Source organism: Halorussus gelatinilyticus (assembly GCF_023238445.1).
GTDB classification, from domain to species: domain Archaea; phylum Halobacteriota; class Halobacteria; order Halobacteriales; family Haladaptataceae; genus Halorussus; species Halorussus gelatinilyticus.
The window spans coordinates 836,489-851,328 of the sequence record NZ_CP096658.1; the positions used below are offsets into that span (position 1 = coordinate 836,489).

The window sequence follows — 14,840 nt, forward strand, 5'->3', positions numbered from 1 at the left end:
TTCTACCGCGAGTAAACGACCGATAGCGCGGCGCAAAGCGCCGCGATTGGTGAGGGTGTGAAACCGCGAACCGGGGAGCGAGCGAACCACGGAACTTTCGAACGAGCGCCCTCGCGCTCGTGAGGGGTTGGACGACTTTTATCAACCGTTTGTAAGGGAGCGAGCGCCCGAGTCTGCGACTCGGGCGCGACCGGCCGCTGGAAAAGGTTGTTCGTAATCCTTTTACAGGCTACGTGGCCAAGTAGTGAGTAACTGAGCGATACACATGGAAGTCGAAATCCTCTCCGAGGAGCAGAATCCGATGCTCCACCGGTCCGAAGTGCGGTTCCAGATCGTCCACGACGAAGCGACCCCCTCGCGGCTGTCGGTCCGCGACAGCCTCGCGGCGAAGCTCGATAAGGATTCGAGCGAGGTCGTCGTCCACGAGATGAACACCAAGTTCGGCATGCGCAAGACCGTCGGCTACGCGAAGGTCTACGACAGCCCCGAACACGCCCGCGACGTCGAGCAGGACTACATGCTCGAACGCAACAAGATCTCCGCAGACACTGACGCCGAGGCAGAGGCCGAGGCGGAGGAGGCCGAATAATGGCACGAAACGAGTACTACAACGACGACGGCACGACCGACAAAGAACAGTGTACCCGGTGTGGCGACGCGTTCCTCGCCGACCACGACGACCGCCTCCACTGCGGTCGCTGTGGGTATACCGAGTGGAAGTAGCGAATGCGCGTCCTCGGAATCGAGGGCACCGCGTGGGCGGCCAGCGCGGCCGTGTACGACGACGCGGCTGACGCGGCCGACGCGACCGATTCGATTTTTATCGAGACCGACGCCTACCAACCGGACAGCGGCGGGATTCACCCGCGAGAGGCCGCCGAACACATGAGCGACGCGATTCCGAAGGTCGTGGAGACGGCCCTGGACGCGGCCGACGGCCCCATCGACGCCGTCGCCTTCTCGCGCGGTCCCGGTCTCGGTCCCTGCCTGCGGACGGTCGGCACCGCGGCGCGCGCGCTGGCTCAGACGCTGGACGTGCCGTTGGTCGGCGTCAACCACATGGTCGCGCACCTCGAAATCGGTCGCCAGCAGTCGGGATTCGACTCGCCGGTCTGCCTGAACGCCTCGGGCGCGAACGCCCACGTACTCGGCTACCGGAACGGACGGTATCGCGTCCTCGGCGAGACGATGGACACCGGCGTCGGCAACGCCATCGACAAGTTCACTCGCCACCTCGGGTGGTCCCACCCCGGCGGCCCGAAGGTCGAGGCGGCCGCCGAGGACGGCGAGTACACCGAGTTGCCCTACGTCGTCAAGGGGATGGACTTCTCGTTTTCGGGCATCATGAGCGCCGCGAAGGACGCCTACGACGACGGAGCGGCGGTCGAAGACGTCTGTTACGCGCTGCAAGAGAACGTCTTCGCCATGCTGACGGAGGTCGCCGAGCGCGCGCTGTCGCTGACCGGGAACGACGAACTCGTCCTCGGGGGCGGCGTCGGGCAGAACGACCGCCTCCGGGAAATGTTGCGGGAGATGTGCGACCAGCGCGGCGCGGACTTCTACGCGCCCGACCCGCGCTTCCTCCGGGACAACGCCGGGATGATCGCGGTCCTCGGCGCGGAGATGGTCCGGGCGAGCGACACCCTCGCCGTCGAGGAGTCGGCGGTGAATCCGAACTTCCGGCCGGACGAAGTGCCGGTCAGTTGGCGGAGCGATAGCGAGTCGGTCGCGGTCTGGCGCGACGAGGAGAACGAAGTGAAAGGCGCAGAGGCCACGGTCGAAATCGGCGACGAGCGGGTGACGAAGCGCCGCCTACCCAAGAGCTACCGGCATCCCGAACTCGACGCGCGACTCCGGCGCGACCGGACCGTCCTCGAAGCGCGCCTGACCAGCGAGGCGCGCAGGGCTGGGGTGCCGACCCCCGTGGTCTACGACGTGGACCCCGAATCGGGCCTCCTCGTCTTCGAGCGCGTGGGCGAGGCAGACCTGCGCGAGGGCCTCACGGCCGAGCGCGTGCGTGAGGTGGCCCGCCACCTCGCGGCGATTCACGGCGCGGGGTTCGTCCACGGCGACCCCACCACGCGGAACGTCAGGGTCGGACCCGATCGCACCTACCTCATCGACTTCGGACTGGGCTACAACACCGACGACGCCGAGGACTACGCGATGGACTGCCACGTCTTCGGCCAGAGCCTCGCCGGCACCGCCGACGACGCCGACGCGCTCCGCGAAACCTTCGAGGAGACCTACGCGGGGGTCGGCGACGGGGCGGTCCTCGACCGACTCCGAGAGGTCGAAGGCCGCGGTCGGTACCAGTAGCCCGCGCTCGGAAACCGAGCGCGAGTCGGGTCAAATCACCGCTCCGGCCTGTAGGAGCGCGATGAGTCCCGTCAGCGTCACCACGCTGGCGACGGTGCTGGCGAAGATGGCGGTACTCACGTACTCCGGGCCGGTCAGTCCCTCGCCGCCGGAGTCGTACTCGATCGTCAGGATGAGCGGCGTGACCGCGGCGGGCATCGCACACTCCAAGACGAAGACGCGCGCGACTTGGGGGTTCGTCCCGAGACCGAGCAACAGCGCGACCCCGACCCCGACGACGGGCGCGACGACGAGTTTGAGACCGTTCGAGACGCCGACCCGCGAGATGGCCGCGCCGTGCTTTGTGTTGGCGAGTTGGATGCCGAGCATCAGCAACATCACCGGAATCGACGCGTCGCCGACCAGTCGTAGCGTCTCCATCGCCGCGGTGTCGCCGGCCGGAACGACGCCGAGCCAGCGCGCCAGCCACGCCGCCGCGACGGCGTAGACCAGCGGCAGGCGAAAGACCTCGCGGGCCGCCCCGCGGAGGTCGGTCCCCTGCCCCCGCGAGGCCAGATAGACGCCGACGGTGTACATCAGAATCGACTGGCCCGCGATGAACAGGACGGCCGTCGAACGCCCGACCGCGCCGAACGCGAACGCCGACAGGGGGATGCCGTAGTTGCCCGCGTTCGGGAACGACGACGAGAGGACGAGCGCGCCCAGCGCGGGTTCGGACTCGCCGAGCGTGCGGCCGACGAGTTCCGCGAGGACGACCATCGCCATCGTGAAGACCGCGACGGCCAGAATCAGCTTCGCGGCCAACCCTCCCGAAATCTCGGAGGTGGCGAGGCTGTGGAAGATGAGCGCGGGCGTCAGGACGTAGATGGTGACGGTCCCGAGCGCGTCCACGTCTATCTCTCGCACCTTCCCGAGCAGGAAGCCGACCGCCGCGACCGACAGGACCGGCAGGATGGCCGTCCCGAGCGCAGAGACGAGTGACACGTCTGGTGGGTGGCGGTTCGGAGGTACAAAGGTATCGAAGGCGGTTAGCTCTGTAGGTGTCCCGATAGAGGCTCACCCGGACGGACGGCAGGAACGGCGAGTTACGTGTTCGGCGTTCCGAAAATCCTCACTCCTCGCCCGGCGGGGTCAGGTCGCGCTGGAACTCGTCGAAGATCTCCAGGTCGTCCGGAATCTCGTCCTCGATGTGGCGGGCCTCCTTCTCTGACGCGACCTCCGCGTCCACCGGCTCGGCCACCTCCTCCCATCCGGGCTTGATTTTGACGCTCTTGGCCGGCTGGCCCACCGCGACGTGGTGGTCGGGCACGTCGCGCTGGACGACCGACTTCGCGCCGACGATGGAGTTCTCGCCGACCCGGACGCCCGCTCGGACCATCGAGTCGTAGGTCACGCGGGCGTCGTCGGCGATGATGGTTCGGTAGTTCTCGACTTCGGTCTGGTCAACCACGTCGTGGTCGTGGGTGTAGACGTGCGCCGAGTCGGAGATGGAGACGCGGTCGCCGACGGTCAACTCGCCGCGGTCGTCCAGATGCACGTCGTCGTGGACCACCACGTTGTCGCCCATCGTGATGTTGTGGCCGTAGGTGAACGTGATGCCCTTGAAGAACCGGCAGTCGTCGCCGCACTCGGCGAAGAGGTGGTCGGCGAGCATCGCGCGGAACCGGAGCGCGAACTCCACGTTGTCGGCCATCGGCGTGGCGTCGAACTGCCGCCAGAGCCACTGGAGGTGCTTCGAGCGCTTGAACTTCTCCTCGTCCTTCTCGGCGTAGTACTCACTTTCGAGGGTCGCGTTACACGGGTCGTAGCTCTGGAGGCGCACCCGCTCGGCGGGCGAGACGGACTCGCCGTCCTGCCAGCGGTCGTAGGCGTCACGGTCGCCGTGGAGGTCCACCAGCACCTCCTCGACTACCTCGCAGGTCCGCTCGGGTGCCTCGGGACCGGCCTTCGAGAGCCGTCGGTCCACGTCCGCGAGAAACGCTTCGAGGGAGTCCTCCATCTCGTCCGGGAGGGTCACGTGTCGTTTGGTCATACAGGGTCCTCCGTGGTCACTTACTGCTACTTGTCATCGTAACCTGATGGGGGTTTTGGTTGCGGCGGGGAGTGCAGAAATCGACGCTCGTCGCCCGCTCACGACTCAGAAGGTACGAACGGCCGTCTTCGACCCGGTTGAAACCGGAGTTTCTCTGGAGGAATCAAGAGAATTACGGCAGAAATCATTTCGGCTCGGAAGAGCCAGCGTCGGGGGAGACGGAAGTCGGAACCCCGAGAGCAACGAGTGAGACGGACGGCGCGGTCAGGCCAAGAAGACGTGGCGCGGCCGGTCGGCCAGCACGTCCCGGCCCCAATCGACGGTGTCGGCGAAGTCGTCGCTCCGGAAGAACGACATGGCGTCTTCCTTGGACTCCCACTGGCTGGCGATGAACATGTCGTTCTCGTCCTCGCGGTTGGCCAGCAGGTCGGTTTCGAGGTGGCCGTCCATGTCCCCGAGCAGGCCGCCCACGGTCTCGAACTTCTCCACGAAGTCCTCGCGGTGTTCGGGCTTGACGGTGTAGAACATCCCCATCGTGCCGAAACCGCTCTCCTCTCCGGCGCGGGCGACGATGCCCGGCAGGTCGGCGAGGAACCCGCCCGCGGTGTCGGCCGCGCTCTGGGTCTCCCAGATGCTCACGACCGCCGAGCGGTCGCGGTCGGACGCTTCGTTGGCCTGATACACCGCGGTCTTGACGTGGGTGTCGTAGTGGTCGAAGTTCTTTCGCAGACCGTCTACCTCCTCGAAGAGTTCCTCGGGGTCGGCCTCCGAGTAGAGGACCATCGCGTACACGTCCTCGCCGTGGGGCTGACCCGCGTAGATGTCGAGGTCTTCGAGTTCGCCGCGGATGCTCCCCGAGTCGTCGTCCGCGGACGACGACTCGTCGCCGCCGTGGTGGTCGCTTCCGCCGTGGTGACCACCCTCGCCGTGATGGTGGCCCTCGCCGTCGCCGTGGCCGTGGTGGCTCTCTGACTCGCCGTGGTGGCCGCCCTCGCCGTGGCCTCCCGACTCGCCGTGGGGATGGCCGGAGTCGCCCTCGCCCTCCTCGGCGGGGACCGCTTCCCCGGCCATGAACGCGGGCAGGTCCTCGGGCGGGAACTGGCGGCCGAAGTAGAACGGGCCGAACTCGGCGTACTTCGAACTGCTCTCGTCGAACCGGAGTTCGTAGAGCAGGTCCTTGATGTTCGTCGCGTCGTTGCTGAACAGGTCCACGCCCCACTCGTAGTCGTCGAAGCCGATGGAACCGGTGATGACCTGCGAGACCTTCCCGGCGTAGGTCTTGCCGATTTCGCCGTGGGTGTCCATCATGTCGGCGCGCTCGTCGAAGGGGAGGTCGTACCAGTTCTCGCCGGGCGCGCGGCGCTTGTCCATCGGGTAGAAACAGACGAACTCGCTGTCGGGAATCTCGGGGTAGAGTTTGCTCTCGGCGTACCGGGCGAGACCGGTGTCCTCGATTTCCGACGGCTCCTTGGTCATCTCCTCGTTGGTGTAGCCGCCGACCTCGGTCACCGAGACGTAGGAGTTGGTCTGGTCGGTGTACTCGGCGAATTCGGTGTCCTCGAAGGCGCGTTCGGCCGTGTCGAGGTCGGCCATCGTCGGCCGGAAGTGGAGGACGAGCAGGTCGGCCTTGTGACCGAGCATCGAGAACACCGCCGAAGAACCGTCCTCGGCGTCGGTCACGTCCACGCGGTCGCGCAGGAACGAGACGCCCGAGTCGAGCGCGGCCTCGCGGTCGCGCTCCGGGGCGTCGCGCCACGCGTCCCAGTCGATGGTTCGGAAGTCGTGTAGCGCGTACCACCCTTCGTTCGTCGCCGGGGGTTCTCTGGTCATGTCTCCACCTCGGTACCGGGACGGTAATAGGTTTTTGAGTCGCAGTCGGGCCTTCCTTCTAACGGGGATTTCCCCGACCGAAAGCCTTTCAAAAATACGGTCTGAACTATCGCCAATGCGGAAAAGCGGCCCGCCGAAAGGCCTAATCGCGTATCTCGTGCTCGAACTGCTGGACGAGAAGCCTCGTTACGGGTACGAGATTCTCAAAGAGATTCGGTCTATCAGTGGCGGCCACTGGGAACCCTCCTACGGGTCGGTCTACCCCATCCTCTACAAGTTCGAGGAGAAGGGCTGGGCGGAGCGCATCGAGCGCGAGGACGAACCCGACCGCAAGTACTTCGAGTTGACCGACGCGGGCCGCGACGAGTTGACCGAGAAGCGCGAGGAGACCGGCGGCAAGGCCCGGGATTTCGCGGACGTCATCTTGGGCTTCTACCACGTCTTCGCGGCGTTCGCCACCGACGACCGCTTCGAGGTCGAGGACCGCGCCGACGAGTGGCGCTTCGACGAGGACTTCAACGCGTGGATAGTCGAACAGCTCATCCGCCACTACGAGCGGGACTTCGGCGACTTCGAGCGCATCCCCGACACGCCCGAGGAGTTCGCAGAGCGGATGGGACTCGACGAGGAGTGAATTGGGGTCGCGTCCGCCCCGAGGTGTATCTTTCTCCCTCGACACTCACGCGAGGAACCGCGGTCCGAAGATGGAGATGAAGAGCGCCGAGGCCATCGTCAGTCCGATGGTGACGGTGACGACTTTCGTGAGCCGATAGCTCCCCTCGACCGGGAGTCGAGAGACGACCGCCTCCGCGCTCGTCCGGAGGATGTGGCCGCCGTCGAGCGGGAACGCCGGGATGCAGTTGAAGAAGCCGAGGTTGACGTTTATCCACCCGACCCAGAACAGGACGTTCGCCAGCATGAAGACGCCGCCGCCGAACACCGCCAACGGTCCCTCCACGACGTAGAAGCTGGTGTTCATGCCGACGAAGCCGGCGAAGTTGTACGCGGCGTTGAACGACTGGGTGGCGAGGGGCAAGACGAGCGCGCTACCGATGCTCGTGAAGAAGGAGACGATGGGGCCGGCGTCGGTGCCGCCGAGCGACTGCAGTCCGCCCGAGAGGATGTTGTGGAACCCCTCGGCCGGGTAGAGTCGAGTACCGAAATCGATCATGTTGACGCCCGAGACGCCCGGCGCTGCGATGAGACCGGAGTCGACGCCGTCCTCCGAACCGGCGAGCGTCAACTCGAAGGTGCGGCGTTCGTACTCGGTGCCCTGCTTGGAGAAGGCGCTCACGGTGACGGTCTGTCCGGCATCGAAGTTCGAGAGGACCGTCGAGAGTTGGCTCCCGTTGGCGACCCGCCGCCCGTCGATGGCGGTGACGACGAGCGAGTCGCCCGTCGAGAGACCGGAGACGTTCGGAGCCGGCCCGTTCGGTTGGACCGTGGCGAGCGCGCCGACCGGGGCGGCGAACGTCGTTTCGGAGCTCCCGTTTTCGGCGGTGAACGTCGCTATCGGCCGGTCGGCGAGTTCGCGCGCCAGCGACGAGTCGGTCGCCACGTCCGTCCCGTTCACCGACGTCACCGTCCACCCGGTCCCGATCTCCTCGTTGAACGGCGACGTCTTCGCTATCCGCGTGACGAGGAGCTCGCGTCCGACCGTCGTCGTCGTCCGAGAGCCGTCCCGGACGACCGTGACGGAGACGTCGGGCGTCGAGACGCTGTCGAGTGCAGGACCCAGGTCGGCGTTGCCCTCGACTTCCGTCCCGTTGATCGCGACGATGCGGTCGCCGCGTTCGATGCCGTCGTCGGCCGCCGCCGAGTTGGGGAACGTGTCGGCGACCGCCGCGCCGGGAGCGACCCCGATGGACCCCATCACCGGTCCGAACAGGAGCGCGAACGCGACGAGCGTGATGGCGAAGTTGTTCGTCACGCCCGCGGCGAACATCCGGCTCTGGCTCCCCCGGTCGGCCTCGCGGCGGTTCTCCTCGTCGGGTTCGACGAACGCCCCCATCGGAATCACCGCCAGCAGGGCGATGCCCATCGACTCGATGTCGATGTCCTCGACGCGGCACATCAGGCCGTGGCCGCCCTCGTGGACGACGAGACCGACGAGGAGACCGAAGAGAATCTCCGGCGCGACCGACAGCGGCAGGAAGTCGTTGACGCCGGGGATGACGAGGACGTTCTGGGGTTGGGAGACCGCGGTCGGTTCCGGCGGGTTCTGGACGACCAGCACCGCCTGTAGCGCGAACAGCAGAAACGACCCGAGCATCACGACCAAGGTGATGCCGAGTCCGAAGTTACCCCACGCCCGCCAGAACCGTTTCGGCTTGGCGAGGCGGTTCAGGAGCCGGCGGCCTCGCTTGGTGTGGATGGTCACGATCGGCCCTTGGAGACCGACGTACGACGGCAACCACCCCTGAGAGTCGAGATACAGCATCCCGAACCAGTAGACCGCGAGACCGACGGCGATCCACAACAGCGTGTCGTTCATCACGCGAAAGAAAGGACGCGGCGGTCAAAGGCGTTTGGGAACGCGCCGACTCGGCCGCGATACCGGGACCGACCGCTCGATACGGGCGGTCTCTCGGGAGTCGAGACCCCGACTACTCGGCGGTCTGCCAGTCCTCTTCGAGGTCCTGCTGTTCGGACCCCGACTTCCGGCGCTGGCGGAGTTTCCGGGCCGCGGCGACGCCCGCCGCGGTCCCGCCGAGGACGACGAGTCGTCGGCCGTACTTCCGGACGCGACTCTTGCCGCCCGACTGACTCTCCTGGTCGATTTCGGTCTCGGCGTCCACCATCTCGGCGGTCTCGTCGGTATCGATTTCGGCCGTGACGTTCTTCTCTTCGACCTGTTCGTCCTCGACCGATTCGACGCGCTTCAGCGCGGGTTTCTCGAGGTTGAGTTCGATTATTGCCATAGTAATCTCCTTGGGTCGGTGCGGGCTTAACCGTGCCGCCCGACTCTCTGTCCGAAGAAAGGGGTGGTAACCACTTTGTTATGGTGGCCCTGAAGAGGGGCTAGGCGGTTCCTACGCCTCTCTGCGGAGTCGCGCCAGCACGAACTCCTCGTCGAGTTTGGCGAGGAACGGACCGAGTTTCGGTCCCTGCTCCTCGTCGAAGAAGAGGCGGTAGCCGACCGAGAAGAACTCGCCGATGTCGATGTCGTGGCGCTTGGCGGTCTCGTAGATTTCGCCCTGAATCTCGTCGGGGTCGTCGTGACCCGCCACGAAGTCGGCGAGTTCGTCCAGCGCGGCCTCGGTCTCGTCGTCCAGTTCGACGGCGGGCATCTCGGTGCGCTTGAGTTCGTAGTCGAACTCGTTGCCGGTTCGCCGCGCCCATTCACGGGCGCGGACGACCCGCGAGAGCGCGAACTCCGTCACCCACTCGGGCGCATCGTCGGGAACGTGACCCTCGCGGCGCGCGATCTCCTCGCGGAGGGCCGGGTCGTCGGTCATCCCGAGGACCGCCGCGAACGTGTACGGCAGGCGGACGCGCTCGCCGAACGTCTCGTCGGCGAGCGCGTCCAGTTGCGCGCGCCGGTCGTCGTCGGTGACGGGCACGCTCTTCTCGTCGGAGGCCGGAACCGGTTCGCCGTCGGCGTCGAAGCGGGCCGCGAGCGTCGGCCGAATCGTCGGCGGGTAGGCGGCCGCCGCGATTTCCGAGGCCTTCTCGTCGGCGTCGGTCGCGTCGGCGTCGGACTCTCCGGCGTCGCTCTCGTGGGCGTCTCCGTCGCGGTCGTCCGCGTAGTAGGTGCGCTCGAAGGCGTCGAAGTCGTCCACGAGGTGGTCGAAGTGTTCGACGCTGAAGTCCCGCGCCTTGCTCGGGTCCTTGGTGAAGAAGTACCGGAGGACCTCGGGTTCGATCATCTCCAGCACGTCCTGGACCATGACGACGTGGCCCGACGACGAGGAGAACGCCTCGCCGTCGAGCGTGAACCACTCGTAGGCCATCGGGACCGGCGGTTCGACGTCGAGGACGTTGCGCGCCACGTCGCTCCCGCTGGGCCACGAGCCTTCGGCGTGGTCCTTGCCGAACGGTTCGTGGTCCACGCCCAGCACCTGCCACTGGCCGGGCCACTCGAAGCGCCACGGGAGTTTGCCCTCGCGGAACGTCGCGGTCCCCTCGTGGCCACACCCCTCGATGGTCTGGTCGCCCGCCTCCATGTCGGTGCAGACGTACTCGACGGTGCCCTCGTCGGGGTGGACCGCCGTGACGGTCTCGGTTATCTTGCCGCAGTCCTCGCAGATGGGGTTGAACGGGACGTAGTTCTCGTCCACCTTGTCCTGATAGTGCGAGAGGACTTCGCGTGCCGTCTCCCGGTTCTCCAGCAGGTAACGGGTCAGGTCCTCGAACTCGCCGTCCTCGTAGAGTTCGGTGTTCGAGACCATCTCGACCGGGATGCCCAGCAGTTCGGCGCTTCGCTCGATGAGGTTCGAGAAGTGTTCGCCGTAGGAGTCACAGCACCCGAAGGGGTCCGGAATCTCGGTGTAGGGCTTACCGAGGTTCCGGCCCAGCGCGCCGGCGTTCACGTCGCCCAGTTCCACGATGTTGCCGTCCAAGTCCGCGAGCTTCCGGGGGAGCTTCCGGAGCGGGTCGCGGTCGTCGGCGGTGAACACCTGCCGGACCTCGTAGCCCCGGTCCCGGAGGGCTTCGGCGACGAAGTAGCCCCGGACGATCTCGTTCATGTTTCCGAGGTGCGGGACGCCGGAGGGCGAGATGCCGCCCTTGACGACTATCGGCTCGTCGGGATTCCGGTCCAGAATCTTCTCGGCGACCGATTCGGCCCAGAAGGCGTGGGGCTGCGGGCCTTGCAGGACGTAGGGGTCGTCGTCGGGGTGCATCTCGCGGGCGGCGTCGGAGCCGACTCCCGCGGACTCGTCGGCGGACTCGTCGCTCATGACTCGTCTTGGACCCAGTAGGTCATCTGGTCGTCGGCACCCTCGGGCAGTACGTCGGTCCCCTCGTGTTCGCCGTAGCGCACTGCGTCGGCGATGCGCTCGGGGTCCGTGCCGTCGAGGACGATGGTCCGCACGCCCGACCGCTCGATGAGCTTCGCCGCGAGCAGGTCCACCGGGGCGGAACTCCCGGCGTTCATCTCCAGTCCCGCGATGACGTCTACGAGTTCGTTCGCGGTGAGTTCGTCGTACTTCTGGGCGTCGTCGGTCTCGTTGGGGTCGTCGCTGAACACGCCGGGGACGCTGGTCGCGTAGACCAGCAGGTCGGCGTTGGTGTACTCCGCCAAGGCCGCGCTCACGGCGTCGGTGGTCTGGCCCGGCGTCACGCCGCCCATGACCGCGATGTCGCCGCGGTGCATCGCCGCGCCCGCCGACTCGTAGTCCTCGGGCGGACTCGGCGCGGCCTGCTCGGAGAGCGCCGCGATGAGCAGGCGCGCGTTCAGTCGCGTCACGTCGATGCCGATGTCGTCGAGTTCTATCTCGTTGGCTCCCAGGTCGCGCGCACTGGCGATGTACTCGCGGGCGACGCCGCCGCCGCCGACGACGGTCCCGACGGTACAGCCTTCGGCGGCGAGGTCCTCGATTACGTCGGCGTGGGCGCGCACCCGCTCGGACCCGAGGTCCGGCGCGAGGACGCTCCCGCCGATGGAGACGACTACTTTCATTCTGTCGCGCTATTGCCCGGACGCGGCCTTAAGGATTGCCAACTGGCGGGAGCGACGCCCCGATTTTCGTCACCGCGAAGGCACTTCGAAGTGAGTCCCGTTCACGTCACGCACGCGATGGCGGTAGACTCCTTCCCGTCGGCGACAGCCCGCTGTGCCGTCGCGTCGCGGTCACATCACTGACTCTCGACCGCTTCGAGTCCACCGAAGGCTACAAGCGCGCGCCGGTCCAAAACCGGAGTATGCACGTACTGAGCGTCGTCGGCCGCGATTCGGCGGCCCGAGGCGTCGCCGACCGGTTGGCGACCCGCCTCTGCGAGACGGGTCGGGTCGCGGAGGTCCACCGGACCGAGACCAACGTCGAACCCCACGACGAGCCCGCGGACGCCGCGTACGAACTCGACCCCGAGGGGTGGACGGCCACCGGGCGCGACCGGTCGCTGGACGACCTGCTGGCGGACCTCGCGCCGGACTACGACTACGCGCTCCTCGTCGGCTTTCCGGAGGCCGACGCGCCCCGAGTGGTCGTCGGTGACGCAGACGACTGGACGGCCGACGACGCCGAATCCGAGGAGCCGGGCGAGACCCTCGTAGTGGCCGACACGCCGGCCGACGTGGACCCCGACGAGGTCCGCGACCGACTCGCCGACACCGAACCGTACGAGACGCTCGAATCGCTGGTCGCCGACGTGAAGCGGTCCGACGACGCGCCCTACTCGGGAGCTATCGCCACCTTCACCGGCCGGGTGCGCGCGAAGGAGGACGAAGACGACGAGCCGACCCAGTTCCTCGAATTCGAGAAGTACGAGGGCGTCGCCGAGGAGCGGATGGACGCCATCAGTACGGAGTTGGAGGAGCGCGAGGGCGTCTTCGACGTGGTGATGCACCACCGCACGGGCGTCATCGAGTACGGCGAGGACATCGTGTTCGTCGTGGTGCTGGCGGGCCACCGCGAAGATGCGTTCCGCACGGTCGAGGACGGCATCGACCGGCTCAAGGACGAGGTGCCCATCTTCAAGAAGGAGGTCACGACCGACGAGCAGTTCTGGGTCCACGAGCAGTCCTGAGACGCTTCCGGACGTTTTTCTCACGCCACTCGGCCGCGTAGTCTCGACCGACCCGACGCTCGACTCTCTCGGTCTCGCCGATTCCCTCGCTCCTCACGGGGTCAATGTCAGTCTCTCGCACGGCGTTCTCGGCTAGGCGCGGTGTCCCCGAAACAAAGACTTAGAATTACTTTTGAACGATAAAAAGGTCGTAGAAAACGTCGTAAAAAGTCAGTTTCACCCCATTTTCCGGCCTCGTGTAGATTTTATGACCGAAATCGTCGGAAAACGACACTAACCGTCTCCCCTTTATATCATCCCTCCCTGCTTACGTGGAAACGACGATGAGCGCAACTACCCAGCCCTCCGACGCCCCGGAACCGCAGTCCAAGGAACAGCGCCTCAAGCAGTTCCTCCGGTCCAAAGCAGACGACGGGGAGATGTACTTCAAGAGCAAGTTCATCGCGGACGAAGTCGGTCTCTCCGCGAAGGAGATCGGCGCACTGATGGTCAAGCTCAAGGACTCGGCGACCGATCTCGAAATCGAGAAGTGGTCGTACACGAGCGCGACGACGTGGCGCGTCTGCTCGGCGTAGACGGTCGAACCGCGTGACCGCTCGCGCGGTCGAGTCGCGTCGTCTCGAACCGAGTCGAATCGTTGCGTGCGCCGTCCGATTGGTCCCTATTCGGACGCGACTTCCCTTCTTCCGTGCGGGTTCGCCCGCACGAGTTCCTGCTTCAGACGGTCCCGAACAGCCGTGCATCTCCGAGTCGCTCCGCGACCCTCCCGTCACGCCGACCGTACCGTCCCCGTCACGCCGACCCACGAACCACGCCGTTTTTCTCCCGCGGTATCGTTGGTCTGCCCATGAAGCGGCGTTCGTACCTGCGGTCGCTGGCCGCGGTAGCGGGCACGGTCGGTATCGGCGGCTGTCTGCGGACCGCCGGGAGCGAACAGCCGACCACGACCGACGAGCCGCGATTCCGCATCGAGACGGTCACGATGGAACTGGAGGTGCCGTGGGGTCTCGACGTCGCGCCCGACGGGGACCTCTTCGTCACCGAGCGTCCCGGCCGCATCCAGCGCGTCGCCCGCGAGAGCAACCGCAGTGAGCAGGTCGCGGACCTCACCGACGAGGTGGCGGCCCACGGCGAAGGCGGCCTGCTGGGGTTCGCGCTCCATCCCGACGACCCGGACTTGGCGTACACCTACCAGACCTACGAGGGCGAGTCGGGCCTGACCAACCGCGTGGTCCGTCATCGCGTCTCCGAGGGGTTCGCCCGCGAGTCGGTCGTCTTCGACGGGATTCCCGGCGCGTCCATCCACGACGGCGGCCGTATCGCGTTCGGTCCCGACGGGAACCTCTTCGTGACGACCGGCGACGCCGGTCAGGGGAGTCTCGCGCAGGACCGCGACTCGCTGGCCGGGAAGGTACTCAGACTGACGCCCGAGGGCGAACCTCACCCGGACAACCCCTTCGGCAACGCCGCGTACACCTACGGCCACCGGAACCCGCAGGGGTTGGCGTGGCGCGAAGGGACGCTGTTCGCAACGGAACACGGTCCCTCGACCGGCGACGAGATAAACGTCCTACGCGCCGGCGAGAACTACGGCTGGCCCGAGGTCACGGGACCGAGCGACGGCGACCGGTTCGCCGACCCCATCGCGGCCTACACGCCGACCATCGCCCCCGGAAGCGCGACCTTCTACGACGGTCCCGTCGGCGACTGGCAGGGCGACTTCTTCTTCGGGACGCTCGCCGGAACCCACCTTCATCGCGTCCGCATCGACGACCGGAATCGAGTGGTCGAGCAAGAGCGCGTGCTGGACGGGAAGTACGGCCGCCTCCGGACGACGTTCACCGGGCCGGACGACCACCTCTACGTGACGACCAGCAACCGGGACGGCCGCGGAACGCCCGCGCCCCAAGACGACCGCGTGCTTCGGATTCAGCCGTTCGAGCAGCAGTAGGGAGCTGAGCGGCAGAAC

The 14,840-nt window shown here is 66.7% G+C and carries 14 protein-coding genes; 7 read left to right on the forward strand and 7 right to left on the reverse strand.

Annotated elements, in window-relative coordinates:
- Positions 1-265 precede the first annotated feature (265 nt).
- The 3 genes from M0R88_RS04360 to M0R88_RS04370 are packed head-to-tail and all read left to right on the forward strand — an operon-like array spanning position 266 to position 2,319.
- A complete protein-coding gene (locus tag M0R88_RS04360) occupies positions 266-589 on the forward strand; it encodes a 30S ribosomal protein S24e (protein WP_248655745.1) in 324 nt (107 codons plus the stop codon).
- Positions 589-723 (forward strand): 30S ribosomal protein S27ae, encoded by a 135-nt coding sequence (locus M0R88_RS04365; protein WP_248651335.1) that lies wholly within the window; start codon positions 589-591, stop codon positions 721-723. Before M0R88_RS04360 ends, M0R88_RS04365 begins: the two co-directional genes overlap by 1 nt.
- 3 nt (positions 724-726) lie before the next feature.
- Positions 727-2,319, forward strand: coding sequence for a bifunctional N(6)-L-threonylcarbamoyladenine synthase/serine/threonine protein kinase (locus M0R88_RS04370; protein ID WP_248655746.1), 1,593 nt, complete (start codon positions 727-729; stop codon positions 2,317-2,319).
- Positions 2,320-2,349: 30 nt separating this feature from the next.
- On the opposite strand, the gene M0R88_RS04375 is transcribed toward M0R88_RS04370, so the two are convergent.
- The 3 genes from M0R88_RS04375 to M0R88_RS04385 form a co-directional block, all read right to left on the reverse strand.
- Positions 2,350-3,303, reverse strand: a complete 954-nt coding sequence (locus M0R88_RS04375) for an AEC family transporter (protein WP_248655747.1) — start codon at positions 3,301-3,303, stop codon at positions 2,350-2,352.
- Between the two features lie 127 nt (positions 3,304-3,430).
- A complete protein-coding gene (locus tag M0R88_RS04380; protein ID WP_248655748.1) occupies positions 3,431-4,351 on the reverse strand; it encodes an acyltransferase in 921 nt (306 codons plus the stop codon).
- Between the two features lie 264 nt (positions 4,352-4,615).
- The gene (locus tag M0R88_RS04385; protein WP_248655749.1) at positions 4,616-6,181 is read right to left on the reverse strand and encodes a heme-binding protein; all 1,566 of its coding nucleotides are present in this window, start codon (positions 6,179-6,181) and stop codon (positions 4,616-4,618) included.
- A gap of 115 nt (positions 6,182-6,296) precedes the next feature.
- Here M0R88_RS04385 and M0R88_RS04390 point away from each other — a divergent pair, with 115 nt between their 5' ends.
- A complete protein-coding gene (locus M0R88_RS04390) occupies positions 6,297-6,815 on the forward strand; it encodes a helix-turn-helix transcriptional regulator (protein ID WP_248655750.1) in 519 nt (172 codons plus the stop codon).
- Positions 6,816-6,860: 45 nt separating this feature from the next.
- On the opposite strand, the gene M0R88_RS04395 is transcribed toward M0R88_RS04390, so the two are convergent.
- The 4 genes from M0R88_RS04395 to pyrH form a co-directional block, all read right to left on the reverse strand.
- Positions 6,861-8,675 (reverse strand): site-2 protease family protein, encoded by a 1,815-nt coding sequence (locus M0R88_RS04395; protein ID WP_248655751.1) that lies wholly within the window; start codon positions 8,673-8,675, stop codon positions 6,861-6,863.
- Between the two features lie 112 nt (positions 8,676-8,787).
- The gene (locus M0R88_RS04400) at positions 8,788-9,102 is read right to left on the reverse strand and encodes a hypothetical protein (RefSeq protein WP_248655752.1); all 315 of its coding nucleotides are present in this window, start codon (positions 9,100-9,102) and stop codon (positions 8,788-8,790) included.
- A 111-nt stretch (positions 9,103-9,213) separates the two neighbouring features.
- On the reverse strand, positions 9,214-11,025 hold the full coding sequence (lysS, locus tag M0R88_RS04405; protein ID WP_248656754.1) for a lysine--tRNA ligase: 1,812 nt from the start codon (positions 11,023-11,025) through the stop codon (positions 9,214-9,216).
- A gap of 53 nt (positions 11,026-11,078) precedes the next feature.
- Entirely contained in the window at positions 11,079-11,804 is a 726-nt protein-coding gene (pyrH, locus tag M0R88_RS04410; protein WP_248655753.1) for a UMP kinase, read from the reverse strand.
- 242 nt (positions 11,805-12,046) lie between these two features.
- Between pyrH and M0R88_RS04415 the strand changes: the two genes are divergently transcribed.
- The 3 genes from M0R88_RS04415 to M0R88_RS04425 all read left to right on the forward strand — a co-directional run bounded on the left by M0R88_RS04415 (position 12,047) and on the right by M0R88_RS04425 (position 14,822).
- Positions 12,047-12,871: a molybdopterin synthase gene (locus M0R88_RS04415; protein ID WP_248655754.1), complete on the forward strand. Its 825-nt coding sequence runs from the start codon at positions 12,047-12,049 to the stop codon at positions 12,869-12,871.
- A 323-nt stretch (positions 12,872-13,194) separates the two neighbouring features.
- A complete protein-coding gene (locus M0R88_RS04420; protein WP_135853640.1) occupies positions 13,195-13,446 on the forward strand; it encodes a DUF7123 family protein in 252 nt (83 codons plus the stop codon).
- 272 nt (positions 13,447-13,718) lie between these two features.
- The gene (locus tag M0R88_RS04425) at positions 13,719-14,822 is read left to right on the forward strand and encodes a PQQ-dependent sugar dehydrogenase (RefSeq protein ID WP_248655755.1); all 1,104 of its coding nucleotides are present in this window, start codon (positions 13,719-13,721) and stop codon (positions 14,820-14,822) included.
- Positions 14,823-14,840: the final 18 nt, after the last annotated feature.

Coding starts and splice junctions, on each gene's coding strand:
- M0R88_RS04395 (WP_248655751.1), bottom strand. CDS start 8,675: ATGAACGACACGCTGTTGTGGATCGCCGTCGGTCTCGCGGTCTACTGG.
- M0R88_RS04400 (WP_248655752.1), bottom strand. CDS start 9,102: ATGGCAATAATCGAACTCAACCTCGAGAAACCCGCGCTGAAGCGCGTC.
- M0R88_RS04390 (WP_248655750.1), top strand. CDS start 6,297: ATGCGGAAAAGCGGCCCGCCGAAAGGCCTAATCGCGTATCTCGTGCTC.
- M0R88_RS04425 (WP_248655755.1), top strand. CDS start 13,719: ATGAAGCGGCGTTCGTACCTGCGGTCGCTGGCCGCGGTAGCGGGCACG.
- M0R88_RS04365 (WP_248651335.1), top strand. CDS start 589: ATGGCACGAAACGAGTACTACAACGACGACGGCACGACCGACAAAGAA.
- pyrH (WP_248655753.1), bottom strand. CDS start 11,804: ATGAAAGTAGTCGTCTCCATCGGCGGGAGCGTCCTCGCGCCGGACCTC.
- lysS (WP_248656754.1), bottom strand. CDS start 11,025: ATGCACCCCGACGACGACCCCTACGTCCTGCAAGGCCCGCAGCCCCAC.
- M0R88_RS04360 (WP_248655745.1), top strand. CDS start 266: ATGGAAGTCGAAATCCTCTCCGAGGAGCAGAATCCGATGCTCCACCGG.
- M0R88_RS04380 (WP_248655748.1), bottom strand. CDS start 4,351: ATGACCAAACGACACGTGACCCTCCCGGACGAGATGGAGGACTCCCTC.
- M0R88_RS04420 (WP_135853640.1), top strand. CDS start 13,195: ATGAGCGCAACTACCCAGCCCTCCGACGCCCCGGAACCGCAGTCCAAG.
- M0R88_RS04385 (WP_248655749.1), bottom strand. CDS start 6,181: ATGACCAGAGAACCCCCGGCGACGAACGAAGGGTGGTACGCGCTACAC.
- M0R88_RS04370 (WP_248655746.1), top strand. CDS start 727: ATGCGCGTCCTCGGAATCGAGGGCACCGCGTGGGCGGCCAGCGCGGCC.
- M0R88_RS04415 (WP_248655754.1), top strand. CDS start 12,047: ATGCACGTACTGAGCGTCGTCGGCCGCGATTCGGCGGCCCGAGGCGTC.